This is a genomic window from Curtobacterium sp. MCBD17_026 (assembly GCF_003234895.2).
GTDB classification, from domain to species: Bacteria; Actinomycetota; Actinomycetes; order Actinomycetales; family Microbacteriaceae; genus Curtobacterium; species Curtobacterium flaccumfaciens.
Window position 1 is genome coordinate 2,046,429 of sequence record NZ_CP126281.1, and the last position, 22,156, is coordinate 2,068,584.

Here is a 22,156-nt window from a genome sequence, read left to right on the forward strand (position 1 = left end):
GGCTCCATCGTAGGACGCGCCCGACGGCGTGGTCCGGCTCACCAGCGACCCAGTCGCGCCTGCAGGACAGCGAGTGCCGCCGGTCCGGCGGTGGACGTGCGGAGCACGCTGTCGCCGAGCCGGACCCGCACGGCGCCCGCGGCCTCGAGCCGGTCGAGCTCCGCGCCGTCGATGCCTCCTTCGGGGCCGACGACGAGGGCGATGTCCTCGGCGCCCGTCGGGGGTTCCCAGGTGGCGAGCCGCACGGTCGCGGTCGGGTCGAGCAGGACGAGGGTGGTCCCCTCACCGAGCGCGGACACGAGTTGTCCGGTCGTCACCAGCGGCGCGACGACGGGCACACGCGGACGGATCGCCTGCTTCGCGGCCTCGTGCGCGATCGCGGCCCACCGCGCGCGGCCCTTCTCGACCTTCGCGCCGTCCCACCGGGAGACGCTGCGTGCGGCCGACCACGGCACGACCCGGTCGACCCCGATCTCGGTCGCCGCCTGCACGGCCATCTCGTCACGACCGCCCTTGGCCAGGGCCTGCACGAGCGTCAGCGACGGGCGCGGTGCGTCCTGGTGCTCGACGGTGTGGACCGCGAGCTCCAGCGTGTCCTTGCCGAGTGCCGTCACCGGACCGGAGACCACCGTGCCCCGACCGTCGGCGATCCGCAGGACCTCGCCGACCCGGACGCGCGCGACGGAGACCGCGTGCCGGCCCTCGGCCCCGTCGAGCGACACCGGGTCACCGACGGTGACGCCGTCCAGCGAGTCGACGAGGTACAGCGACGCCATCAGTGGTTGAAGAACCGGTCGCGGAGCTTGCCGAACATGCCCTGCTGGAACCGGGCGAGCTGCGGGGCGGTGGTCTTGTGCGACTTCGCGAGCTGCTCCACCAGCTGCCGCTCCTTGTGGGACAGCTTGGTCGGCGTGACGACCTGCACGCCGACCCGCAGGTCACCGCGGCCGTTCCCGCGCAGCTTCGTGATGCCGCGGTCCTTGATGACGAGGACGTCGGCACTCTGCACACCGGGTCGGATCTCGAGCTCGACCGGACCGTCGAGGCCGTCGATCGTGGTGGTCGTGCCGAGGACGGCGTCGGTCATGCCGACCTCGAGCGTCGCCAGCAGGTCGTCGCCGTCACGGCTGAAGACGTCGTCGTGGCGCACGCGGATCTCGAGGTACAGGTCGCCGGACGGGCCGCCGGCCGGACCGACCTCGCCCTGGCCGGGCATCTGAAGTCGGAGACCGGAGTCGACGCCGGCGGGGACGTCCACCGGCACGGTGCGACGCGCGCGGACGCGGCCCTGACCCTGGCAGGTCGGGCAGGGGCTCGGGATGACGGTGCCGTACCCGCGGCACGTGCCGCACGGTGCGCTCGTCACCACGTTGCCGAGGAGCGAACGGACCTGGCGCTGGATGTGCCCGGAGCCACCGCAGATGTCGCACGTGCGGGGGCTGGTGCCCGGCGCACAGCAGGAGCCGTGGCAGGTCTCGCACAGCACCGCCGTGTCGACCTCGACGTCCTTGTGGGTGCCGAAGACGACCTCGTCGAGGTCGACCTCGATGCGGAGCAGGGCGTCCTGTCCGCGCTCGGCACGGCTGCGCGGGCCCGACCCCCGGCCGCCGCCACCACCGCCGCCGCCGAAGAAGGCGTCGAAGATGTCGCTGAAGCCACCGGCGCCACCACCGAAGGGGCTGTCGGCCTGCGGCCCGGCGTCGTACCGGCGCCGCTGCTCGGGGTCGCTCAGCACGTCGTACGCGTGCGTCACGTCCTTGAAGCGCTCGGCGGCGTCGGGTGCCGGGTTCACGTCCGGGTGGAGCTCACGCGCCAGGCGGCGGTAGGCCTTCTTGATGTCGGCATCGGAGGCGTCTCGCTGGACGCCGAGGACGTCGTAGTGGTCTGCCACGTATCCCTCAGTCGGTTGGGTTCGGTCGGTTGGTCAGTGTTCGCCCAGGAGCTTGGACAGGTACCGGGCGACGGCGCGGACGGCCGCCATGTTCGTGCCGTAGTCCATGCGGGTCGGTCCGAGGACGCCCAGGCGGGCCACCTCGCCACCGGCCAGGTAGCCGCCGGCGACGATGCTCGTGGCGTCGAGCCCGTACTCGGCGTTCTCGACGCCGATGCTGGCCGCCACCGCGATGTCGTCCACCTGCATCTCCCCGAACAACCGGAGCAGGGTGACTTGTTCCTCGATCGCTTCGAGCACCGGGAAGAGCCCGCCGGAGAAGTCCTGCTCGCTCTTCGCCAGGTTGGCCGCACCGGCCATCAGCAGGCGGTCCTGCCGGTTCGCCGCGACCTGCTCGATGAGCGTGGCGACGACGACCCCGCCGAGCGTCTGGGCGTCGGGGCGGAGCTGCTGCGGCACGGCTCGGAGCGCGGTCGGGACGTCCTGCAGCAGGAGGCCCACCGTCGCGCCGTTCACCACGGTGCGGAGTTCGCCCAGCGAGCCTTCGTCGAGCGGGACGTCGGTCTCGACCACGCGCTGTTCGACGCGAGCGGTGTCGGTGATGAGCACCACCATCAACCGGGCGTCACCGAGCCGGACGAGCTCGACGTGCTGCACCCGGGCGCGCACCATCGAGGGGTACTGCACCAGGGCGACCTGGTTGGTGAGCTGGCTGAGCAGCCGGACGGTGCGCCCGAGGACCTCGTCGAGGTCGTTCGGGGCGCCGAGGAAGGTCTCGATGGCGTGCCGCTGCGCGCTGGAGAGCGGACGGGCACCCGCCAGGTGGTCCACGAAGACGCGGTACCCCTTGTCGGTCGGCACCCGGCCGGACGAGGTGTGCGGTGCGGCGATCAGCTGCTCGTCCTCGAGCAGGGCCATGTCGTTGCGGATCGTCGCGGCGCTGACCCCGAAGGCGTGCCGCTCGACGATGGTCTTCGACCCGACGGGTTCACGCGACGCCACGTAGTCGCGCACGATGGCCTTGAGGACCTCGAGGCTGCGTTCACTGACCACGAGCGCCTCCTTTCCCGATCGACCTGGCACTCGGACGTGTCGACTGCTGATCCTACGCCCGACCGCTGACGGCCCGGGACTTCCGGGCGGTCGGCCGATACGCTTCCGCCATGACCAACGGACAGCAGCCCGACGGCCACGGACCCGAGCAGCCCGGCGGCCCGTACGGCCACGGCCCCGGTGGCCCCCAGCAGCCCGGCGGACCGCAGTACCCCGGCGGACCGCAGTACCCCGCCGGCTACACCCCGCCCCGGCCGATGAGCCCCGAGGACCAGCGCCTGTGGGCCACGCTGACGCACATCGGCGGCATCTTCTTCAACTTCATCGCGCCGTTGGTCGCCTACCTGGTCCTCCGCGACCGCGGCGGCTTCGTCCGCGAGCACACCCGCGTCGCGCTGAACTTCCACATCACGATGGGCATCGCCTACGTGGTCGGTTCGCTCACGTCGGTGTTCGGCGTCGGGGTCCTGATCGTGCTGGCAGCGGGCATCGTGTCGCTGATCTTCAGCATCATGGCCGCGATCGCCGCGAACCAGGGACAGTTCTACCGCTACCCGCTCTCGATCGAGTTCATCAAGCAGTAGCGCCCCCACGAGCCCGACCGAGCGGCGCACGCCGCTCAGTCGAGCAGCTCCCGCACCACCGCGTCGGCGAGCAGGCGGCCCTGCAGGGTCAGGTCGATCCGTCCCCGCACCGCGGCCGACCCGTCCACGAGTCCGCGTGCGATGAGGCCGGCGACCCGGCCACGGGCCTCCTGGCGGATCTCGCTCGTCGCGAGCTCCCCGCGGACCCGCGCCGCCAGCAGCAGTCGCTCGACGTACCGCGTCTCGTCGTCGATGGTCTCGCGGCCGGCGGCCGGCGACTCCCCCGACAGCACCCGGTTCGCGTACGCGGCCGGGTGCTTGACGTTCCACCAGCGCGTGCCGGCGACGGCGGAGTGCGCGCCGGGTCCGACGCCCCACCAGTCGTGGCCCTTCCAGTAGGACAGGTTGTGGCGACTCGCGTGCGCGTCACCGCGTGCCCAGTTCGACACCTCGTACCAGGAGTAGCCGGCGTCGCCGAGCACCTGGTCTGCGAGCTCGTACATGTCGGCGGCCAGGTCGTCGTCGGGGGCGGGGAGCTCGCCGCGGGCGACCATGCGGCCCATCGCGGTGCCGTCCTCGACGATGAGCGAGTACGCCGACACGTGGTCGGGCTCGCAGGCGATCGCGGCGTCGAGCGAGGTCCGCCAGTCGGCGAGGGACTCCCCCGGGGTCGAGTAGATGAGGTCGAGCGAGACGTCGAGTCCCTGCTGCTTCGCGAGGTCGACGACCACTGGGACCCGGAGCGGGTCGTGCGTGCGGTCGAGCGTGGCGAGCACGTGCGGCACGGCGGACTGCATGCCGTAGCTGATCCGGTTGAAGCCGCCGGCCCGCAGGGTCTCGAGCGACGCCGCGTCGACGGAGTCCGGGTTCGCCTCGGTGGTGACCTCGGCCCCGGGCAGGATGCCCCAGGTGTCGTCGATCGCACGGAGGATCATCGCCAGGTCGGACGCCGGCAGCATGGTCGGGGTGCCTCCGCCGAAGAAGACGGTGGACACCGGCCGCCGCGGCACACCGGAACGGTCGAGCACGGTCGCCGCCCACTCGATCTCGCGCACGGCGTGCCCGGCGTAGTCGTCACGGCGGACGCCGCGGAGCTCCGACGCCGTGTAGGTGTTGAAGTCGCAGTAGCCGCAGCGCACGCGGCAGAACGGCACGTGCACGTACACGCCGAAGGGCACGTCACCGGCGGCGGAACCAGCCCCCGGCCCGGCAGCGGAGCCCGCTGCCGCCCACGGGGTGATCAGCCCGTCCGCTGGTGCTGGATCGGCGATCGGGAGAGCACTCGGCATGGACTCCATTCTCCGTCATGATGGAGTCATGGAGCACCATCCCGTCCCCACCACGGTCCTGTGGGACATCGACGGCACCCTCGTGATGAACGCGTCGTCTCCGGGCAACCTCTACCACCTCGCCCTCGAGCGGGCGGTGGGCCGCGACCTCACCCTGCGGGTCGGGCACCAGCACGGCCGGACCGACGCCGGGCTCATCGCCGAACACGTGCATGCCCACGCGTTCGAGGACACCCTGATCCCCACGGTCAGCAGGCACCTGCACGATCTGACGGCCGAACGGCACGCCTCCGGCGACCACCGCAGTCCCGTCCCCGGAGCGAAGGCGCTCCTGACCCGCTTCGCCGACCTCGGGTGGCGCAACGGCCTGCTCACCGGCAACTCCGAGTACCGCGCCCGGGTGAAGCTCGCCGGCGCCGGGTTCGACCCCGACGTCTTCGACTGGGAGCACTCGTACTTCGGCGACACCGAGGTCGAGCGGGCCGGGGTCACCCTGCGCGCCGCCGCCGAACTGGTCGGCACGCGGGCGGTCATCGTCGGCGACACCCCGCGCGACGGCGAGGCCGCGGACGCCGCGGGCATCCCCTTCCTGGCCGTGGCGACCGGTGTCTACGACGTCGACGCGCTGCGCCACACGAACGCCGTGACCGTCGCACGCGACTGCCAGCAGGACGCCGCCCTCATCGAGGACGCGATCGCCGCACTCCCGCCGCTCCGCTGAGGAGCGGGAGCGGGGGCTGGAGCGGGAGCGGGAGCGGGGGCTGGAGCGGGTGCAGGAGCAGGAGCGACCACGACCGCGATCAGGACCGCCTAGTCGCCCCGCAGCGCCGCCAGGTACTTCTCCGCCATGACCTTCTGCTGCCGTCGCACGAACGGCGCGACGAAGCGCCACTTCCGGCTCGCCGGCTGCGAGAACTGCCGGACCTGCAGCCACACCGAGCCGTCCGGGGTGCGCTCGACGACGAACGACTCCTCGCCGGAGAGCGGGTGCCCCTCGAGCGTGCCGTAGGCGAACCCCTTGCGGTCGTGCTCGTCGATGATCGACACGACGCGCACCGGTGCCAGCACGGTCTGCCCGAACGCGTGGATCGTCAGCGTCGCGCTGGTGCCCGCCGTCAGCAGCGGGGTGCCGTCGGGTGCGAACTTCTCGACCCGGGGCGTCCCGATGGACGCGGGGGCGATCGGCACGCCGTCGTCGTCGAAGGTGACCGGGTTGTACCGGACCTCGTCGTCGTCGGGCTGCTCCTCGACGTGCACGCGGACCCCGCTGCGCTCCTGGATCTGCCACGTGAGCGCCTGCACGACGGCGGTCTCGAACCGCTGGTCGCCGTGTCCGATCCGCGCGCGTGACTCGGCCGGCGTGAAGCCGTCCGGCGGGTAGGTCATGAGGTCCGACGCCTGGGTCGCCCCCACCGCGCCGTACGTCAGGGCGGTCCGGTAGCTCCCGCGGATGCTCATGCCGCCATGCTACTTGGGCAGGCCGCCCCGGATCGAACCGATCCGCGCTCACCTCCGTCGGATCGGCCCACCCGCCCTGCACCCCGAACTGGAGGCCCGACAACCGCCCGCCCCGGGGCTATCGTCAGCAGGTGCCCCGCCCCACCCCCGTCCGTCCGCGGTCCGTCGACCGCCGGACCGCCGTCCTCGCCGTGCTCGCGCTCGTCGCGTTCGGCGTGGCGGCGACCGCCCGGGTGCTGGTGGACGTGACCACGTCGGCCGCGGCGTCACCCGCCCGGTACGCCACCGTCGCGCTCGCTCCGGAGGCGTGGAACGGCTTCGACACCGCGAACGTCATCGCCGCCGTCGGGGCGAGCTGCGCCGGCGCCGGGGTGCTGCTCTTCGGTGCGGCACTGGTGTCGGCGGTCCGGCGTGAGCGCGGTCGTCGGCTGCCGCTGGTCCTCGCGGTCGTGACGCTCGCGATGGTCGTCGGCGCCGTGGTCGCCGGGGTGGCCTCCGGCGAGCAGACCGACTTCGACGCGGCTGCCCACTGGGCCATCCTGCGGACCGCACTGGCGGGACTGGCCGCAGCGAGCCTCCCGGCCCTCTGCCTGGCCGCCCTGCGTGCTCGCGCCCGCCGTACCGACTGACCCGCACCGAGCTTTCGCGCTCACCGACAGATCACGTCGGTCGCAGTGCGTGAGCGGTCGCTCAGCGCGAAACGCGCTGAGCGCCCGGCGCTACTTCTTCTTCTCTTCGACGTCGCCGGAGAGCGCCGCGATGAAGGCTTCCTGCGGGACCTCGACCCGACCGATGGTCTTCATGCGCTTCTTGCCCTCCTTCTGCTTCTCGAGGAGCTTGCGCTTGCGGGTGATGTCGCCGCCGTAGCACTTCGCCAGGACGTCCTTGCGCATCGCGCGGATGCTCTCGCGGGCGATGATGCGGGCGCCGATGGCAGCCTGGATCGGCACCTCGAACTGCTGGCGCGGGATGAGCTTGCGCAGCCGCTCGGTCATGAGCGTGCCGTAGGCGTACGCCTTGTCGCGGTGCACGATCGCGCTGAAGGCGTCGACCTGGTCCCCCTGCAGCAGGATGTCGACCTTGACGAGGTCGGCGGCCTGGTCGCCGGTGGGCTCGTAGTCGAGCGACGCGTAGCCCTGGGTCTTGCTCTTCAGCTGGTCGAAGAAGTCGAAGACGATCTCGCCGAGGGGCATCTCGTAGCGGATCTCGACGCGGTCCTCGCCGAGGTACTCCATGCCGAGCAGGGAGCCGCGGCGCTGCTGGCACAGCTCCATGATCGCGCCGACGTAGTCCTTCGGGGCCAGGATCGCGGCGCGGACCATCGGCTCGCGGACCTCGACGATGCGCCCGGTCGGGAACTCCGAGGGGTTCGTGACCTCGGTCACGGAGTTGTCCTCGGTCGTGACCTCGTAGATCACGCTCGGGGCCGTCGTGATGAGGTCGAGACCGAACTCGCGGGACAGCCGCTCGGTGATGATCTCGAGGTGCAGCAGCCCGAGGAACCCGCAGCGGAACCCGAAGCCGAGCGCGACCGAGGTCTCCGGCTCGTAGACCAGTGCGGCGTCGGAGAGCTTCAGCTTGTCGAGCGCTTCGCGGAGCACCGGGTAGTCGCTGCCGTCGATCGGGTACAGGCCCGAGAACACCATCGGCTTCGGGTCCGTGTAGCCGGGCAGCGCCTGGGTCGCGGGCTTCTGCGCGCTCGTGACGGTGTCGCCGACCTTGGACTGGCGGACGTCCTTCACGCCGGTGATCAGGTAGCCGACCTCGCCGACGGACAGACCCTTCGTGGGCTTCGGCTCCGGGCTCGAGACCCCGATCTCCAGGATCTCGTGCGTCGACTTGGTCGACATCATCTGGACCTTCTCGCGGGGCGAGATGGTGCCGTCGATCATGCGGACGTAGGTGACGACGCCGCGGTAGCTGTCGTAGACCGAGTCGAAGATCATCGCGCGGGGCGCTGCCTCGGCGTCGCCGACGGGGGCCGGCACGCGACGGACCACCAGGTCGAGGAGCTCGGGCACCCCGACGCCGGTCTTGCCGGACACCCGGAGGACGTCCTCCGGCTTGCCACCGATGAGCTGCGCGAGCTCGGCCGCGTACTTGTCCGGTTCGGCCGCCGGGAGGTCGATCTTGTTGAGGACCGGGATGATCTCGAGGTCGTTCTCGAGCGCCAGGTACAGGTTCGCGAGCGTCTGCGCCTCGATGCCCTGGGCGGCGTCGACGAGCAGGATCGCTCCCTCGCACGCCGCCAGGGAGCGCGAGACCTCGTACGAGAAGTCGACGTGCCCGGGGGTGTCGATCATGTTCAGCGCGAAGGTCTCACCGTCGAGTTCCCACGGCATGCGCACGGCCTGCGACTTGATCGTGATGCCGCGCTCGCGCTCGATGTCCATGCGGTCGAGGTACTGCGCACGCATCGCACGGTCCTCCACGATGCCGGTGATCGAGAGCATGCGGTCGGCCAGCGTCGACTTGCCGTGGTCGATGTGCGCGATGATGCAGAAGTTGCGGATCGCGTCTGCCGGGGTCGCTGCGGGCTCCAGCGGAGCGGATGCTTGTGGGCTCACGGTTCCTCAGGTGGGTCGGACGGTCGCAACAGTCTCCCACGCTTCACCCGCCCTGGAGGCACGGCGCGCGTCCGCCACGTGCCTGACGGACGCGGGCCGTGCCTCCAGGGCCGTGGTCCGGTCGACGAGGCGGGCGTCGGCCGCCGGTCAGACCGTCGCGTGCGCCGGAGCCGGCAGGGCACCCAGGCCGCGCCGGAGGTCGTCCGCGGTGGCTGCGAGGCACACGCGGATCCACCCCTCGCCGGTGCGTCCGAAGGCGCTGCCCGGTGCGACGGCGACCCGCTCGCGCTGCAGGAACCCGAGCGCCCACTCGGCGATGTCCCCGTCGGACGCGTGCGACATGTCGACCCACAGGTAGAACGCCCCGCGCGGGTCGAGGTACCGGATTCCGGCGGCGTCGAGCGTCGCCTTCGCGACCTCGAGGTTCGCGCGGTAGTGCTCCCGAGCGTCGCGCACCGCCGAGTGGTCCCCCACGATCGCCGCGAGGGCCGCGTACTGGTCGGGTTCGGCGACGCAGCTGATCATGGCCTCCTGCGTGGTCCGCATCGTCGCGCCGAGCCCCTTCGGCGTGACGAGGTAGCCGACGCGGACGCCGGTCATGGCGTACGTCTTGCTCAATGAGAACGCCGAGAACACGCGGTCGTCCTCGTCGAGCGCCGCCAGGCTCACGTGGCGGGTGCCGTAGGTGAAGTACTCGTAGACCTCGTCGCTGATGACCCAGAGGTCGTGCCGCTTCGCGAAGGCCAGGAGCGCACGGAGGGTCTCCTCGCCGAAGACCGAGCCGAGCGGGTTCGACGGCGAGTTGACGATCAGTACCCGGGTGCGTTCGGTGACGCTCGCCTCGAGGGCCTGCAGGTCGGGTTCGAACCCGTGCTGCGGCTCCAGCCGGTACGGCACCGGGGTCGCACCGATGATCTGGGCGTTCATCGTGAAGGTCGTGTAGCCGGGGTCCGGCACGAGCACCTCGTCACCCGGGCTCAGGGTCAGCGTCATCGCCTGGAAGAGCGCCTGGGTCGCACCGATCGTCATCCAGATCTGCTCGAGGTCGGCCTCGATCCGGTTCTCACGGCGGAGCTTGTCGCGGACGGCTTCGCGGAGGGGCGCGATCCCGCCGTTCGGCGTGTACCCGGTGCGGTCCTCGGTCCAGGCGCGACGGGCCGCCTCACCGATGTGCGGCGCCACCGGGACGTCCGGCTCACCGATCACGAGCATCGTGACGTCCGTGCCGCTCGACTGCAGCAGGGCCGCCTGCTCGAAGACCCTCCGGATGCCGGAGGCGGGCACGGTGTCGATGCGCGGTGCGAGGGAGGGCATGTCCGTCACGGTATCCGGTGCGTGTTGCCGAGGGGTTTCGGCGCGGTCGACCGCGGGCTTCCGCCGATCCGGCGGTGTTTCGTGCTTTGGTGGCAGCCCGCTTGCCTGGTAGTGTTGGTGGCTGGCTTCCGCGTTCCCCGCCCACGGGTGGAACGCGATGCGACCAAGGGCCCCTCTACCCTGCGGTCGCGCCCACCCGTACGAGACGAGCAGGAGCAATTCATGGCGAACATCAAGTCGCAGATCAAGCGCATCAAGACCAACCTCAAGGCCACCGAGCGCAACAAGGCCTACAAGTCGGAGCTCAAGACGCACATCCGTCGTGCCAACGACGCCGTCGCCGCCGGTGACAAGGACAAGGCCGTTGCCGCCCTGGCCCTCGCGTCGAAGAAGCTCGACAAGGCCGTGAGCAAGGGTGTCATCCACAAGAACCAGGCCGCGAACCGCAAGTCGGCCATCGCGAAGAAGGTCTCGTCGCTCTGACGTCCTGACCCTTCTGGTCCGAAGGCCCCGCACCGTTGGTGCGGGGCCTTCGTCGTGTGTGGGCTGCGTGGGCTGCGTGGGCTCTCGAGTGAGCAGAAGACGACGGGTCACCGGGGATCACACGTCGTCTTCTGCTCACTCGACGACGCGGGACGGCCGGGACGGCCGGGAGACCCGACTCGCCTCAGCGGGGTTCGCCGCGTCGGGCGATGGTGCGGACCATGACCTCGAGCGCGTAGTGCGCGTCGCGCGAGCCACCCTTCACCGCGGTGTCCGCCTCGGCGATGCTGATGATCGCGTTCGCCAGCCCGGACTCGCTCCATCCGGCGACGTCACGCTGCGCGCGCTGCACCTGCCACGGCGCCATGCCGAGCGCCGAGGCCGCCTGCCCGCTGGGACCCCGGAAGGCGCTGACCTTCGCCATCGTGCGGATCTTGCTCGCGAACGCGGCGACGATCGGCACGGGTGCCTCGCCGGTGGCCAGGGCGTGCCGCAGCTCGACGATCGCCGGTGCCGACCGACCCGCGAGGGCGATGTCGGCGACCTTGAACGCGTTCGTCTCGACGCGACCGCCGTAGTACTTGTCGACGACCTTGTCGGTGATCTCCTCGGCCTCGTCCGCCAGGAGTTGTCGGCACGCGGCGGCGAGTTCGGCGAGGTCGTCGGCGAACGCGGTCACCAGGGTTCGGACGGCGGAGGGAGCGATGCGGCGTCGTGCGGCGCGGAACTCGGCGTTCACGAAGTCGATGCGGTCGGTCTCGCGCTTGAGCTCGTCGCACAGCACCTCGACCCCGCCGCCGACACCGCTGCGGATCGTGTCGAGGAGCTTCTTGCCGCGCACGCCACCCCCGTGCCGGAGCACCAGGGTGACGTCGTCCGCGGGGGCCTGCAGGTACGAGATCGTCTCGGTGATGAACGCGTCGGTGCACTTCTCGACGTTCGTGACCTGCACGAGTCGCGGCTCGCCGAACAGCGACGGGCTGGCGAGGGTGGCGAGGAGCCCGGGGGCGTACTGGTCGGCTTCGAGGTCGTGCACCTCGAGCGCGGGGTCCTCGCCCTGCAGCAGGTCCTTCAGCACACCGCGGGCGCGGTCGGCGAGGAACGCTTCGGGCCCGGTGATGAGCACGACGGGCGCCGGACGGATCCCCGACCAGGGCACCTGGTCGATCTTCGCTGCGGCGCGCGCGGGCTTCTTGGCGGCCATGTGGTCCTTCCGGTGGTGCCGGCCCGGACGGTGCCGGGTCGAGTGGTGCACCGACGATCCTACGGGCGGCCGCCGACGACGAGCGCTCCGTCCACACCCGCACCTCGTCGCTGCCGGATCGGGCGAGCACCACGGTCCCACGTTCGTCGGTGCGGAGCGGCAGCGTGCCCGCCGCCTCGAGCATGCCGAGCGCGGACGGCGTCGGATGCCCGTAGGTGTTGTCCGCGCCGACCCCGATGAGCCCGACCCGCGCGGCGAGCCCTCGGTAGAGCTGCGGGTCCTGGTCCGCGGAGCCGTGGTGCGCCACTTTCACGACGTCGATCGGCCCCGTCGGCAGACCACCGGCGTTGCGCAGCCGACGTTGCGACGACTCCCCCAGGTCGCCGAGGAAGACCCCGGTCAGGCACGTCGCACAGGAGCCTCCGTCGGCCGGCCCCGTGACCAGCACGATGCTCGCGTCGTTGCCGGCGGCACGGTCGTCGCCCGGGGGCCACACCACGCGCCAGGTGAGCGGCCCGAGGGTGCCGGAGACCCGGTCGTCCGCCGTCCGGACGTCGACACCGGCACGCCGGAGGTCGTCGACCACCCGCTCGTCCGACTCGCGGCCCACGGGTCCGACCAACGCGGTGTCGACGGTGCCGACCACAGCGTTCACCGCGCCGACGTGGTCACGGTCGAAGTGCGTCAGGACGAGCAGGTCGATCCGGGTGACCCCCAGCAGGTCCAGACACGCCCGGAGCCGTTCCTCGTCGTCGCCGGTGTCCACCAGCGCGACGGCATCGTCGCCACGGAGCAGCACGCCGTCCCCCTGCCCGACGTCACACGCGGCGACCGACCAGTCGCCCGGCACCGATCCCCGGACGACGAGCACCGGGACGGTGACCGCTGCGACACCGACCACGACCACCACCCCTGCGGCGAGCAGCAACCGGGAGCCCAGCCGCCCCCGGACCAGCACGGCGACCGCGATGCAGCCGCACACCAGCACGGCGGCGGCCACACCGAGCACCCCGGCCGGCCAGGGTGCCGAGGCGTAGGGCAGGGCCGCCGCCCCGTGCGCGATGCCCCCGACGGCGGCGGCCGGGACCCACGCGACGGCCGCGAGCCCCTGCGCACCCACCGGCCACACCGGAGCGACGCCACACGCGGCGAGCCCGATCACCGTGACGACCGGCGCGAACGGCTCCGCCAGCAGGTTCGCCGGCACCGCGTAGGTCGGGAGCGCCGCCGACAGCGGGATCGTCACCGGCCAGCAGGCCACCTGCGCTGCGACCGGGATCGCGAGTGCGGCGGCGACCGGCGGCCACACACGACGTGCCAGGAGCTCGGTGAGCGGCGGGCCGAGCACCACGATCCCGCTCGTGGCGAGCACGGACAGGGCGAACGCGAACGACCGTGCGAACCAGGGGTCGACCACGAGCATGCCGACCGCGGCGAGGGCGATGAGCGGTACGCCCCGCACCGGTCGACCGGCCAGGTGCACGACGAGCACCACGATCGCCATCACCGTCGCCCGGACGATCGAGGGGCCGGGCCGCACGAGCACGACGAACACCAGGAGCACGGCGACGGCCGCCGCGGCCCGCAGGCCTCGTGCCAGACCACAGGCGCGGCCGAGGACCACGACGAGTCCGACCACCACGGCGCAGTTCGCCCCGGACACCGCCGTCAGGTGCGTCAGCGCCGAGGTCTCCATCGCCGCCTCGGTCGTCGGATCGAGGCCGGAGCGGTCCCCGATCGCGAGTCCGCGCAGCAGCGCCGCTCCGGGCTGCGGCAGGTCGGCCGTGGCCCGGACGAACGCCTGCCGCGCGGTGTCGGTGGCGCCGAGCAGCCCGTCGGGCGGCACCGACGACGGCGTCCCGCGCAGGAACGCCACGAACGCGGTTGCGGAACCGGGTTCGTCCGGCTGCACGGCGGCGGTCACGGTGACCCGGGCACCAGCCGCCAGCACGGCGCCCGGTGCGTCGCCGTGCTGGTCGGGGACGAGCCGGACCGGCACCCGGAGCCCGTCGAGATCGTCCGCGCGCACCAGCTTCGCGGTGACGGAGCGGTCCCCCGGCACGAGGTCGCGGGTCAGCACCGCCTCGACGTCGACGTGCCCCGCCCCCGGACCGGCGACGAGCGCACGCAGCGGTTCCGGGGCCCGCCGGGACTCCCCCACGAGGACCGACACCGCGAGCAGTGTCGTCAGGGACCCCGCGACGAGCAGCAGTCCGGCGACGACCGGCACGACCCCGGCGCCCCGACGCCACCGGAGCACGCTGCCGCTGACGCCGGTCAGGAGCGCTGTGGCCCCACCGACCACGGGTGCCACGTCGGGCACGCCGACGAGCAGGGCGGTCGCGATCCAGGCGACCGCCACCGGCACCGCGACCCGCAGGTCGATCGCACTCGGTGCGAGCTGCACCGTCGCCCCTCAGACCCGCACGCGACCGCGGAGCTCGGCGAACCGCACGTCGCCGATGCCGCTGACGTCGAGCAGGTCCTCGACCGCGGTGAACCGGCCGTGCTCGTCACGCCAGGCGATGATCCGCCCGGCCAGCCCGGGTCCGATCCCGGGCAGGGTCTCGAGCGCGGTTTGGTCGGCGGTGTTCAGGTCGACGACGGTGGACCCCTCGGCCCCGGTGCCCGCAGTGCCACCGCTGCCCCCTGCCCCGGCAGCGGCAGTCGGCCCGGCGGCAGCACCGTCTGCCATCAGCCCGAGCGCCTCGGGCACCTCCTGTTGCCCGAGGCGCGGCACGTACAACCGCTCGCCGTCCGTCAGCACCCGGGCCAGGTTCAGGCGGTCGAGGTCGGCGTCGTCGGTGGCGCCACCGGCACGTTCGAGCGCGTCCCCGACCCGGCTCGATGTCGGCAACTCGACCACACCGCTCCGCCGCACCGCCCCGAGCACGTGCACCACGACCCGCCCGGCACCCGTGTCCGCGCCGACACCCGGAGCAGACGAAGCCCCGACACCGGCACCGGCACCAGCAGGGGCCGACGGCGACGGCGACGGCGCGCCCGACGCCCCACCCGCACCGGCCGTCGGCGCGCCACGCACGACGATGCCACCCGTGCCCCCGGCGCCCTCGCCACCACCCGACACGAGCGCCCCGACGAGGACCACCACGACGGCGACCACCACCACGACCGCCGCCAGCACCACGGCGGCCCGTGGGGACAACGCGAGACGGGACCACCAGGGTCCGGGAGACGACGGGGACGACATGTGCGGAACGCTACGGAGCCCGGCCGATCGGCCGGGCTCCGGAGGTCACACCCGTGGACGGGTGCCGCGAACGCCCCTGCTGTGGAGGGACGACGCCAGGGACGGTCGCTACCCCTTGATGGCGATGTTCACGAGCTTCGGCGCCCGGACGATCACCTTCACGATCTCGCGGTCACCGATGTACCGCTGCACGTTGGCCGACGACCGCGCGAGCTGCTCGAGCTCGTCCGGCTCGATCGACTTCGACACCTCGAACGAATCACGCACCTTGCCGTTGACCTGCACGACGGCCGTCAGGGTCTCCTGCACGAGCAGCGTCGGGTCGGCCTTCCGCCAGCCGTACGTGGCGACGGTGGCCTCGTAGCCCAGCTTCTCCCACATCTCCTCGCCGGTGTACGGCGCGAAGACGCTCAGGCCGAGCGCGATGGTCTCGACGGCCTCGCGCACGGCGGGGTCACCGGCGCCGGGCCCGCTGTCGATCGCCTTGCGGGTGACGTTGACCAGGTCCATCAGTCGCGCGATCACGACGTTGAACTTGAACGACTCCATCATCCCGGGGGCGTCGGCGAGGAACCGGTGCGTGACCTGGCGGAGTGCCCGGTCGCCGTCGGCCCACACGGCGTCCCGTGCGGACGTGACGTCGAGCGCCAGGCGGTACGCCCGCGCCAGGAACCGAGCCGAGGCGGACGGTGAGACGTCCTCCCAGTTGATGTCGTCCTCGGGCGGGCCGGCGAAGCCCATCACCAGGCGGATGGCGTCGACGCCGTTCGCGTCGAGCTCGTCGCCGAGCGAGACGCCGCCCTTCGACTTCGACATCTTCGAGCCACCGGACAGCACCATGCCCTGGTTGAGCAGCGCCGAGAACGGCTCGGTGAAGTCGAGGTACCCGAGGTCGAACAGCACCTTGGTGACGAAGCGGGCGTACAGCAGGTGCAGGATCGCGTGCTCGATGCCGCCGATGTACTGGTCGACGGGAGCCCAGCGGCGCGCGGCTGCCGGGTCGAACGCCTGGGTGTCGTCGTTCGCCGACAGGAACCGCAGGAAGTACCACGACGAGTCGACGAAGGTGTCCATCGTGTCGGTGTCGCGGATCGCCGGGGTGCCGTCGACGGGGTTCGGGACGTTCACCCAGTCGGTCGCGCCACCGAGCGGGGACGTGCCCTTCGGCTTGAGGTCGAGCCCCTCGGTGTCCGGCAGCACGATCGGCAGCTGGTCCTCGGGCACCGGGTGCTCGGTGCCGTCGGCACCGTGGATGATCGGGATCGGGGTGCCCCAGAAGCGCTGGCGCGAGATGAGCCAGTCGCGCAGGCGGTAGGTCTTGGCGGCACGGCCGGTCCCGCGTTCCTCGAGCAGCGCGATCGCCGCGGTGATGGCGTGCTGCTTCGACATGCCGTCGAGCGGCCCGGAGTTGATCATCCGGCCCTGGCCCGTCAGCGCTTCGCCGGTGGCGACCGGGTCGAGGGTCGGCACGTCGAAGTCGTCGAGCGTCGCGCCCTCGGGGATGACGGGGATCGCCCCGGTGACGGCGGCGTTCGTGTCGACGACCACCTTGACGGGCAGGTCGAACGCCCGCGCGAAGTCGAGGTCGCGCTGGTCGTGCGCGGGCACGGCCATCACGGCGCCGTGGCCGTAGTCGGCGAGCACGTAGTCGGCGGCCCAGATCGGCAGGCGTTCCCCCGTGAGCGGGTGGATCGCGGACCGGCCGAGCGGCACGCCGGTCTTTGGGCGATCGGCGTTCTGCCGGTCGATCTCCGAGGTCTTCTGGGTGGCGACCAGGTAGGAATCGAACGCAGCACGGACGTCGTCCGGAGCAGACGAGACGAGCTCAGCCGCCAGGTCGGAGTCCGGCGCGACGACCAGGAACGTCGCCCCGTGGATCGTGTCCGGACGGGTGGTGAAGACCGTGACCGGCTCGTCGCGGCCCTCGATCACGAAGTCGACGTCGGCACCGACCGAGCGGCCGATCCAGTTGCGCTGCTGCGCGATGACCTTCGCCGGCCACCGCCCCTCGAGCTGGTTCAGGTCGTCGAGCAGCCGGTCGGCGTACTCGGTGATCTTGAAGTACCACTGCGTGAGCTTCTTCTTCACGACGACGGCGCCGGAGCGGTCCGAGGTGCCGTCGGGCAGGACCTGCTCGTTGGCGAGCACGGTCTGGTCCACCGGGTCCCAGTTCACCCAGCTGTCCTTGCGGTACGCCAGGCCCTTCTCGTACATCTTCAGGAACAGCCACTGGTTCCACTTGTAGTACTCGGGGTCCGAGGTGTGGATCTCGGTGGTCCAGTCGAACGACGGCGCGTAGCGCTTGAAGGACGCCTTCTGCTGCTCGATGTTCGCGTAGGTCCAGTCCTTCGGGTCCACCCCGCGCTTGATCGCCGCGTTCTCGGCCGGCAGCCCGAAGGAGTCCCAGCCGATCGGGTGCAGCACGTTGAAGCCCTGCTGACGCCAGTAGCGCGCGACGAAGTCCCCGAGTGCCCAGTTCTCGGCGTGTCCCATGTGCAGGTCGCCGGACGGGTACGGGAACATCTCGAGGATGTACTTGCGCGGACGGGTGTCGTCGAGGTCGGTGGTGAAGAGCCCGAGCTCTTCCCAGCGGGGCTGCCACTTCTCCTGGATACGACGGAAGTCGTAGGCGTTCGGGTCCTCGGCGTGCTGCTCGGTGGTCACGGTCGTCAACGATACAAGCCGGGAGGCCCGTCCCGCGTCCGTCTGTCGGCTCACCCGGCGAGCAGGCGTCCGTCCCGCATCCGCAGGGTGCGGTCGACCAGGTCCGGCGCCACCGGGACGTGCGACACGATGACGACCGTCCGACCCGCTGCGCGGGCCGTGGTGACGAGGTCACGCAGCACGGCGTCACCGAGGTCCGGGTCGACGTCGGCGGTCGGTTCGTCGAGCACCAGCACCGGGAACGCGTGCAGCAGTGCGCGGGCGAGCGCGAGCCGGTGCGCCTGGCCGCCGGACACGAGCACGCCGCGTTCCCCGACCGAGGCGTCCAGCCCGCCCCGTCGGACGACCCAGTCCCCCAGGCCGACCCGGTCGAGCACGGCGAGCAGTTCGTCGTCGGTCGCGGTCTCGCGGGCGAAGAGCAGGTTCTGCCGCACCGACTGGTCGAACACGAACGGGTCCTGTTCGATCAGGCCGACCCGCGCCCGCACCGCGTCCGGGTGCATCGCCTTCGCCTCGACGCCGTCGAGCGTGTAGGAGCCCTCGTGCTCCACGAACCGGACGAGCGCGTCGACCAGGGTCGACTTGCCGGCACCGCTCGGCCCCTGGAGCACGACGACCTCGCCGGGCGCGAGCGTGAACGAGACCCCGTCGACCGCGGGCTCGGCCGCCCCCGGCCAGCGGATCGTCAGGTCGTGGACGGCGAGTGTGACCGCACCCTCGACCACCAGCGACGCTGGATCGGCGTCCTCGTCGGGCTCTGGGACGATGCCGGCGGGCACCTCGGCGGGCACGACCTGCTCGACCCGTTCCGCCGCGGCACGCACCCGGCGGAGTGTCAGGACGGCGAGCGGGACGGTCCCGACGACCTCGAAGAGCGCCAGCGGCACGAAGACCGCCAGTGCCCAGAGCGGACCGTCGAGCGCACCGGACACCACGGCGGGGGCACCGACGGCGAGGATCCCGATCACCGCACCGCCACCGACCAGGCCGACCAGGGCCCCGACGAGCGACTCGACCGAGCCACGGCGACGGACGGCCCGGGTGACGCCGGCGTCGAGCCGGGCGATGTGCGCGAGCCGCTCGTCGAGGGTGCCGTAGGCGGCGAAGACGTCGAGCGTCCGGACGGTGTCGAGCACGAGGTCCGCGACGCGACCCCGGTCGGCGGCGGTCTCGCGGTCGGAGCGCTCGGCGATCGACCGGGTGACGACGGTGCCGACCAGGGCCGCGACCGCCAGCGCGAGGAGGAGCACGATCGCCGCCGGCACCGACACGAGCGCCACGGCGATGACCGACAGCACCGCGACGACCCCGGCGGAGACGAGCGGACCGACGACGCGGATCGGCAGGTCCTGCAGCCGATCGGTGTCGGTGACCAGGCGCGTCATGAGGTCGCCGCGTCCGGTCCGCCCGAGTCCGGCGGGCGCGATCGACGCCAGCCGCCGGTACATCTCCGTCCGCACCACGGCCAGTTGCCGGAAGGACGCATCGTGCCCGGCGAGCCGGTCGACGTACCGCAGCACGGCCCGCCCGAGAGCGAAGGCGCGCACGCCGACCATCACGAGCGTCAGGTACAGGATCGGCGGGTGCTCGGCGGCACGGGTGATCAGGTAGCCGCTCGCGGCGAGGAGCGCGACGGCGCAGACCGCGCTGAGCGACCCGGCGGCGACCGCCTTCGCCCAACCGGACCCGTGCGGCATCGCGAGCCGCAGGACCGAGCGGCCACGGGCCTCCCGGCTCATGCGCGCACCCCCCTGCGGACCGTCACGGAACCGCCGACGCGGACGTCCACGCGGACGTCGGCCGCGGCGACGACCGCCGGTCGGTGGCTGGCGACCACGACGACCGCGCCGTCGGCCGCCAGGCCACGGGCGGCCGCGACCACCCGCGCCTCGGCCTCGGCGTCCAGCGCGGACGTCGGCTCGTCGAGCAGCACGAGGGGCGTGGCTGCGCGGCGCGCGCGGTACAGCGCGCGGGCGACGGCGACACGCTGTGCCTGGCCGCCGGACAGTCCGCTGCCACCGGCACCGACCTGGAGGCCCGGGTCGAGTCCCAGCCCCGCGTCGCCCAGGGCGGTGCGCACGTCGGCGTCCTCGGGGGTCGCGCTGAGCGCGACGTTCTCGGCGATCGTCCCGCGGACGAGACGCGGCCGCTGGTCGGCCCACGTGGTGCGCTCGGCGACGGAGGCACCGGCCGGGCCGGGCACGGTGACGGCACCGTCGTGCGGCAGGACACCGCGGAGCGCCGCGATGATGCTCGACTTGCCGGAGCCGCTCGGGCCGGCGAGCACGACGACGGTGCCGGGCTCGGCGTGCAGGTCGAACGGTCCGATCACGACGTCGGGTCGGCGGACGGTGAGCCCGCGGACGTCCAGGGCGGTGGCGGGTGCTGCGGTGTCCGTGTCGGTCCGGCTGCCGCCGCTGCTGCCGGTCGCGGACGGCGATGCGGTCTCGTCGTGGGCCAGCACGTCGAGCACCGCGGCCGAGGCCTCGACGCCGTCCTGGGCGGCGTGGAAGTCGGCGCCGACCTGGCGGATGGGGGCGAAGGCCTCCGGGGCCAGGACGAGCACGAACATCGCGGCGCCGAGGCCGAGCGAGCCGTCGACCAGGCGGATGCCGATCGAGACGGCGACCAGTGCGACGGACAGGCTCGCGGCGAGCTCGAGCGCGAAGCCGCTCACGAACGACAGCCGGAGCACGCCGATCGTGCCGCGGCGGTACTCGTCGGTGACCGCCCCGATGCGACCGACCTGGCGGCGCGCACGGCCGAAGACCTTGAGCGTGGCGAGCCCCTCGACGGCTTCGGTGAAGGCGCCACCGAGCTTCGCGAGGGCGTCCGACTGCTTCCGCTGCAGGGACTGCGTCGCCAGGCCGATCAGGATCATGAAGACCGGGATCACCGGCAGGGCGAACAGGATGATCAGCTCGCTCGTCAGGTCGCCCAGGCCGATCGCGACCAGGAGCATCGGCGTCGCGATCGCGGTGAGCGCGAGCTGCGGCAGGTACCGGCCGAAGTAGGCGTCGAGTGCGTCGAGCCCGGGGCCGAGCGTGGTGGCGAAGCCGGCGCTCGACCGGCCGGCCAGCCACGACGGACCACGCTCGGCGGCGCGGGCGAGCACCGTCGTGCGCATCTCGCTCTTCACCTTCGCAGCAGCGCGTGCCGCCAGGTCGTCGGTCGCCCAGGCGGCCACCGCGCGCAGGACGAACGCGCCGCCGAGCAGTGCGAGCGCCTGCCCGAACGCCGCCGGGACCGTACCGTCGCCGACGGCGTCGACCCCGAGGGTGACGGCCGCGGCGATCCCCCACGCGATCGCGATGGTCGCGAGCGTGCGGAGGACGCCGGTGCCGGCGGCAGCGACGATGAAGCCGCGCGCCGTCCGGGACAACCGCAGGAGTCGGGGGTCGAGGGGCTTCATCGTCGTCCGCCTAGTGCGCGGCCGCGGTGACCTGGGCGCGGGAGACGCGCTTGCGGAACACCCAGTAGGTCCAGGCCTGGTACGCGAAGACCAGGGGCACGAAGATCAGCGCGACCCAGCTCATCACGGTCAGCGTGTACGCCCCGGACGAGGCGTTGTACACGTTCAGGCTGTTGGCGACGTCGTTCGACGCCGGCATGACGTCGGGGAAGATCGCCGTGAACATCGCGAGCACGATCGCGGCGATGGTGACCGCCATCAGCGTGAAGGCGCGCCCCTCCTTGCCCCAGGCGTTGCAGAGCACCGCGAGGACCAGGGCGAGGGCGGCGACCACGGAGAGCACCAGCGAGGCCGGGGTGGCCCGGACGAAGGCCATCGACACCAGGAACGCGGCTCCGACGACGATCGTGACGATGCCGGCCCGGGTCGCCAGCCGCTTGGCGCGGACGCGGATCTCGCCCTCGGTCTTCAGCGCGACGAAGACGACCCCGTGGGTGAAGAACACCAGCAGCGTCGCGGCACCGGTCAGCAGCGCGAACGGGTTGAGCAGGTCGAGGATCGTGCCGGTGTAGTTGTGCCCGGCGTCCATCGGGATGCCACGGACGACGTTGCCGAACGCGACGCCCCACAGGAACGACGGCACGGCACTGCCGACGATGATCATCAGGTCGAAGCGGCGCTTCCACTCGAGGTGCTTGTTCTGGTGCCGGTACTCGAATGACACCCCTCGGACGATGAGTGCAGCGAGGATGAGCAGCAGCGCCAGGTAGAACCCGGAGAACATCGTGGCGTACCACTCCGGGAACGCCGCGAACAGGCAGGCCCCGGCGACGATGACCCAGGTCTCGTTGAGGTCCCAGACCGGGCCGATGGTGTTGATCAGGACCCGACGGTCGGTGTCGTCCTTGCCGAGGAACGGCAGGGACATACCGACACCGAAGTCGAATCCGTCGAGGACGAAGTAGCCGACGAAGAAGACGCCGACGATCGCGAACCAGAGAACGGGGAGATCCATCAGGCAGCGTC

The 22,156-nt window shown here is 72.1% G+C and carries 17 protein-coding genes and 1 pseudogene; 4 read left to right on the forward strand and 14 right to left on the reverse strand.

The window, feature by feature from the left end:
* Positions 1 to 38: 38 nt before the first annotated feature.
* From DEI85_RS09675 to hrcA, 3 genes are read right to left on the reverse strand one after another with little or no spacing between them, the layout of a single operon-like run.
* The gene (locus DEI85_RS09675) at positions 39 to 776 is read right to left on the reverse strand and encodes a 16S rRNA (uracil(1498)-N(3))-methyltransferase (RefSeq protein WP_110860417.1); all 738 of its coding nucleotides are present in this window, start codon (positions 774 to 776) and stop codon (positions 39 to 41) included.
* Positions 776 to 1,891 (reverse strand): molecular chaperone DnaJ, encoded by a 1,116-nt coding sequence (gene dnaJ / locus DEI85_RS09680; protein ID WP_110860415.1) that lies wholly within the window; start codon positions 1,889 to 1,891, stop codon positions 776 to 778. The genes DEI85_RS09675 and dnaJ overlap by 1 nt, the downstream gene beginning before the upstream one ends.
* A gap of 33 nt (positions 1,892 to 1,924) precedes the next feature.
* On the reverse strand, positions 1,925 to 2,944 hold the full coding sequence (gene hrcA, locus DEI85_RS09685) for a heat-inducible transcriptional repressor HrcA (RefSeq protein ID WP_110860413.1): 1,020 nt from the start codon (positions 2,942 to 2,944) through the stop codon (positions 1,925 to 1,927).
* 110 nt (positions 2,945 to 3,054) lie between these two features.
* On the opposite strand from hrcA, the gene DEI85_RS09690 reads away from it, so the two are divergent.
* Positions 3,055 to 3,528 (forward strand): DUF4870 domain-containing protein, encoded by a 474-nt coding sequence (locus DEI85_RS09690; protein WP_349815115.1) that lies wholly within the window; start codon positions 3,055 to 3,057, stop codon positions 3,526 to 3,528.
* A gap of 35 nt (positions 3,529 to 3,563) precedes the next feature.
* On the opposite strand, the gene hemW is transcribed toward DEI85_RS09690, so the two are convergent.
* On the reverse strand, positions 3,564 to 4,817 hold the full coding sequence (hemW, locus tag DEI85_RS09695; protein ID WP_110860411.1) for a radical SAM family heme chaperone HemW: 1,254 nt from the start codon (positions 4,815 to 4,817) through the stop codon (positions 3,564 to 3,566).
* A 28-nt stretch (positions 4,818 to 4,845) separates the two neighbouring features.
* Here hemW and DEI85_RS09700 point away from each other — a divergent pair, with 28 nt between their 5' ends.
* A complete protein-coding gene (locus DEI85_RS09700) occupies positions 4,846 to 5,538 on the forward strand; it encodes an HAD family hydrolase (RefSeq protein WP_181420059.1) in 693 nt (230 codons plus the stop codon).
* Between the two features lie 89 nt (positions 5,539 to 5,627).
* Here the strand turns inward: DEI85_RS09700 and DEI85_RS09705 are convergent, their stop codons facing one another.
* A complete protein-coding gene (locus DEI85_RS09705; protein ID WP_110860407.1) occupies positions 5,628 to 6,275 on the reverse strand; it encodes a DUF1990 domain-containing protein in 648 nt (215 codons plus the stop codon).
* A 131-nt stretch (positions 6,276 to 6,406) separates the two neighbouring features.
* Between DEI85_RS09705 and DEI85_RS09710 the strand changes: the two genes are divergently transcribed.
* Entirely contained in the window at positions 6,407 to 6,904 is a 498-nt protein-coding gene (locus DEI85_RS09710; protein ID WP_110860405.1) for a hypothetical protein, read from the forward strand.
* A gap of 90 nt (positions 6,905 to 6,994) precedes the next feature.
* Here the strand turns inward: DEI85_RS09710 and lepA are convergent, their stop codons facing one another.
* Together lepA and DEI85_RS09720 are read right to left on the reverse strand one after the other, a co-directional pair.
* Complete coding sequence (gene lepA, locus DEI85_RS09715) at positions 6,995 to 8,842, reverse strand: translation elongation factor 4 (protein ID WP_110860403.1); 1,848 nt, start codon at positions 8,840 to 8,842, stop codon at positions 6,995 to 6,997.
* A 147-nt stretch (positions 8,843 to 8,989) separates the two neighbouring features.
* On the reverse strand, positions 8,990 to 10,156 hold the full coding sequence (locus tag DEI85_RS09720; protein WP_110860401.1) for a pyridoxal phosphate-dependent aminotransferase: 1,167 nt from the start codon (positions 10,154 to 10,156) through the stop codon (positions 8,990 to 8,992).
* A gap of 222 nt (positions 10,157 to 10,378) precedes the next feature.
* On the opposite strand from DEI85_RS09720, the gene rpsT reads away from it, so the two are divergent.
* Positions 10,379 to 10,639: a 30S ribosomal protein S20 gene (gene rpsT / locus DEI85_RS09725; protein ID WP_017886662.1), complete on the forward strand. Its 261-nt coding sequence runs from the start codon at positions 10,379 to 10,381 to the stop codon at positions 10,637 to 10,639.
* Positions 10,640 to 10,823: 184 nt separating this feature from the next.
* On the opposite strand, the gene holA is transcribed toward rpsT, so the two are convergent.
* The 7 genes and pseudogenes from holA to cydB all read right to left on the reverse strand — a co-directional run bounded on the left by holA (position 10,824) and on the right by cydB (position 22,145).
* A complete protein-coding gene (gene holA / locus DEI85_RS09730) occupies positions 10,824 to 11,843 on the reverse strand; it encodes a DNA polymerase III subunit delta (protein ID WP_027465301.1) in 1,020 nt (339 codons plus the stop codon).
* A 613-nt stretch (positions 11,844 to 12,456) separates the two neighbouring features.
* A pseudogene (locus tag DEI85_RS17600) lies at positions 12,457 to 14,250 on the reverse strand (ComEC/Rec2 family competence protein); the annotation flags it as partial.
* A 9-nt stretch (positions 14,251 to 14,259) separates the two neighbouring features.
* Complete coding sequence (locus DEI85_RS09735; protein ID WP_110860207.1) at positions 14,260 to 15,054, reverse strand: ComEA family DNA-binding protein; 795 nt, start codon at positions 15,052 to 15,054, stop codon at positions 14,260 to 14,262.
* 108 nt (positions 15,055 to 15,162) lie between these two features.
* Complete coding sequence (gene leuS, locus DEI85_RS09740) at positions 15,163 to 17,718, reverse strand: leucine--tRNA ligase (RefSeq protein ID WP_111123970.1); 2,556 nt, start codon at positions 17,716 to 17,718, stop codon at positions 15,163 to 15,165.
* A 50-nt stretch (positions 17,719 to 17,768) separates the two neighbouring features.
* A complete protein-coding gene (gene cydC, locus DEI85_RS09745) occupies positions 17,769 to 19,457 on the reverse strand; it encodes a thiol reductant ABC exporter subunit CydC (protein ID WP_111123962.1) in 1,689 nt (562 codons plus the stop codon).
* The gene (gene cydD, locus DEI85_RS09750; protein WP_111123961.1) at positions 19,454 to 21,130 is read right to left on the reverse strand and encodes a thiol reductant ABC exporter subunit CydD; all 1,677 of its coding nucleotides are present in this window, start codon (positions 21,128 to 21,130) and stop codon (positions 19,454 to 19,456) included. Before cydD ends, cydC begins: the two co-directional genes overlap by 4 nt.
* A gap of 10 nt (positions 21,131 to 21,140) precedes the next feature.
* The gene (gene cydB / locus DEI85_RS09755; protein WP_111123960.1) at positions 21,141 to 22,145 is read right to left on the reverse strand and encodes a cytochrome d ubiquinol oxidase subunit II; all 1,005 of its coding nucleotides are present in this window, start codon (positions 22,143 to 22,145) and stop codon (positions 21,141 to 21,143) included.
* Between the last annotated feature and the right edge of the window lie 11 nt (positions 22,146 to 22,156).

Coding starts and splice junctions, on each gene's coding strand:
- hemW (WP_110860411.1), bottom strand. CDS start 4,817: ATGCCGAGTGCTCTCCCGATCGCCGATCCAGCACCAGCGGACGGGCTG.
- cydD (WP_111123961.1), bottom strand. CDS start 21,130: ATGAAGCCCCTCGACCCCCGACTCCTGCGGTTGTCCCGGACGGCGCGC.
- DEI85_RS09720 (WP_110860401.1), bottom strand. CDS start 10,156: ATGCCCTCCCTCGCACCGCGCATCGACACCGTGCCCGCCTCCGGCATC.
- DEI85_RS09700 (WP_181420059.1), top strand. CDS start 4,846: ATGGAGCACCATCCCGTCCCCACCACGGTCCTGTGGGACATCGACGGC.
- DEI85_RS09675 (WP_110860417.1), bottom strand. CDS start 776: ATGGCGTCGCTGTACCTCGTCGACTCGCTGGACGGCGTCACCGTCGGT.
- cydB (WP_111123960.1), bottom strand. CDS start 22,145: ATGGATCTCCCCGTTCTCTGGTTCGCGATCGTCGGCGTCTTCTTCGTC.
- rpsT (WP_017886662.1), top strand. CDS start 10,379: ATGGCGAACATCAAGTCGCAGATCAAGCGCATCAAGACCAACCTCAAG.
- cydC (WP_111123962.1), bottom strand. CDS start 19,457: ATGAGCCGGGAGGCCCGTGGCCGCTCGGTCCTGCGGCTCGCGATGCCG.
- holA (WP_027465301.1), bottom strand. CDS start 11,843: ATGGCCGCCAAGAAGCCCGCGCGCGCCGCAGCGAAGATCGACCAGGTG.
- DEI85_RS09735 (WP_110860207.1), bottom strand. CDS start 15,054: ATGTCGTCCCCGTCGTCTCCCGGACCCTGGTGGTCCCGTCTCGCGTTG.
- DEI85_RS09690 (WP_349815115.1), top strand. CDS start 3,055: ATGACCAACGGACAGCAGCCCGACGGCCACGGACCCGAGCAGCCCGGC.
- DEI85_RS09705 (WP_110860407.1), bottom strand. CDS start 6,275: ATGAGCATCCGCGGGAGCTACCGGACCGCCCTGACGTACGGCGCGGTG.